The following is a 1,878-nucleotide window of genomic DNA, read 5'->3' as shown; positions in this document are numbered from 1 at the left end:
GGTGGACCCCGATTCGGCAGCGGGACCCGAGATGTCGGGTCCCGCTGCCGAGATCGGGTCCGCGCCCAGTCGCGCCGCGCGTTCTCCACCGTCGGTCGCTCCGCGCGGGCACGCACTGCGGCATCGGTGGCATGGTGCGCCGCATGAAGCGCAAGCTCGCTCCGGCGGCGGCGGTCCCGCTGCAGCGGGCGCGTGAGATCGGCCAGGTGCTGCCCGGAGCGCAGCCCGAGCGCGACGCGAGCCTCGCGCGCGTGCGCCACGGCGTCTACGCGGACGCCGCCGCGCTCGAGGCGTCGACCGACGATGCGCGCTACCTCACGCGCATCCATGCCGTGAACGCGGTGCGCGATCGGCCGGTCTTCGCGCGGGAGTCGGCGCTCGCGGTCCACGGCGTTCCGTTCGGGCGGCCGGATGCGGTGCACACGACCGGCGATCGGCGCACGGCCCACAAGAAGGCGGGCGTGGTGCACTCTTCGGTCGAGCTCGCCCCGGACGACGTCGTCGAGGTGGGCGGCCTGCGAGTCTGCTCGCTCGCGTTCGCGCTCGCCGAGGTCGCTCGGCGAGGTGACCCGCTGGATGCCGTCTCGGCGCTCGACTTCGCGCTGCGCGAGCGGCGCGTGACGAAGAGGCAGGTGCTCGAGGCGCTGCAGCGGCAGAGCCGCCGCGGCCACGATGCCGCGCACTGGGCGATCGCCTTCGCGGACGGGCGCGGCGAGTCGGTCGGGGAATCGTGGAGCCGGGTGCGCATCTTCCAGCTCGGGTTCGCCGCGCCGGAGCTGCAGCGGTGGGTGACCGGCCCGACCGGCAGGGATCGGCGCGTCGACATGACGTTCGAGCGACCGGGGCGCCGACCGCTGTACGGCGAGTTCGACGGTGCGGTGAAGTACGGCGCGCTCGCGAACCAGGCGGGCACGACGGGCGCGAAGGCGCTCGCGGAGGAGAAGCTGCGCGACGACGACCTGCTGTTCACGGGCGACCCCGCGCACTGGGTGTGGCTCGACGTGCTGCAGCTGTCGAGGCTCGACGCGCTGCTCACCGCGCACGGGGTGCCGCGAGTGCGTCCGGCGCTGCTGGGCCTCGCGAGCCGGTCGCGGCCGCCGACGTGAGCGCGGGTGCTTCCCGGACCCAAGCTCGGCGACGGGCCGGTCGCCGCCCGGCCCCGCGAGCCGGTCGCGGCCGCCGATGCGAGCGCCGATGCTTCCCGGACCCGAGCTCGGCGACGGGACCCGAGATCTCGGGTCCGGTTGCCGGATCGGGGTCCGCGCATCGGGTTGCACCGCGGTTGGGTCGGCGGCGAGCGGGTGCGCCAGCGAGCGGCGGGGCACGGTGGGGGACGGGCGAGCGGCGCCCTGGCACTTCTCAGGGTGCGGCGGCAGGATGCCGAGCATGGAGATCAAGGACAACGGACCCAAGCCGAACGTCTTCGACATCGAGACCGCGACGGTCGAGAACGACGCGTACCGCCGCGTCGCCTGGACGGGCAAGCACCTCCAGGTGACGCTCATGTCGATCGAGCCGGGCAAGTCGATCGGGCTCGAGGTGCACAAGGGCACCGACCAGTTCCTGCGCATCGATCAGGGCAAGGGCGTCGCGAAGATGGGGCCGTCCAAGGACGACCTCACCGAGCACGAGGTCGAGGACGGCTGGAGCATCCAGGTGCCCGAGGGCGTCTGGCACGACGTCGAGAACACCGGCGACGAGCCGCTGCGCCTCTACGCGATCTACGCGCCGACGCACCACGCGAAGGGCATCGTGCAGCAGACGGCCGAGAAGGCCGAGCAGGACGAGGAGGCCGGCCGCGACGAGCCGCCGAAGTGGGTCGAGGAGGTCGACGAGAAGGGCGAGGAGAAGGCCTGAGCCGCCCGCTCGACGCGACGA

At 73.5% G+C, this 1,878-nt stretch carries 2 protein-coding genes; both read left to right on the top strand.

Features of this window, described 5'->3' with window-relative positions:
• The first annotated feature begins 143 nt into the window (after positions 1-143).
• Positions 144-1,106 carry a hypothetical protein gene (locus NWP09_RS12675; protein WP_258275859.1) on the top strand — a complete coding sequence of 321 codons (963 nt, stop codon included), beginning with the start codon at positions 144-146 and terminating at the stop codon, positions 1,104-1,106.
• Positions 1,107-1,386: 280 nt separating this feature from the next.
• Positions 1,387-1,857, top strand: coding sequence for a cupin domain-containing protein (locus tag NWP09_RS12670; protein ID WP_258275858.1), 471 nt, complete (start codon positions 1,387-1,389; stop codon positions 1,855-1,857).
• Positions 1,858-1,878: the final 21 nt, after the last annotated feature.

This window comes from Agrococcus sp. HG114 (assembly GCF_024723325.1).
Lineage (GTDB): Bacteria > Actinomycetota > Actinomycetes > Actinomycetales > Microbacteriaceae > Agrococcus.
Note: the sequence above shows the minus strand (reverse complement) of the source record. Positions and strands in the feature narration are given on the sequence as shown.

What these genes read in the sequence shown, in the direction of transcription:
- NWP09_RS12675 (WP_258275859.1), top strand. Translation starts at nt 144, where the DNA reads ATGAAGCGCAAGCTCGCTCCGGCGGCGGCGGTCCCGCTGCAGCGGGCG.
- NWP09_RS12670 (WP_258275858.1), top strand. Translation starts at nt 1,387, where the DNA reads ATGGAGATCAAGGACAACGGACCCAAGCCGAACGTCTTCGACATCGAG.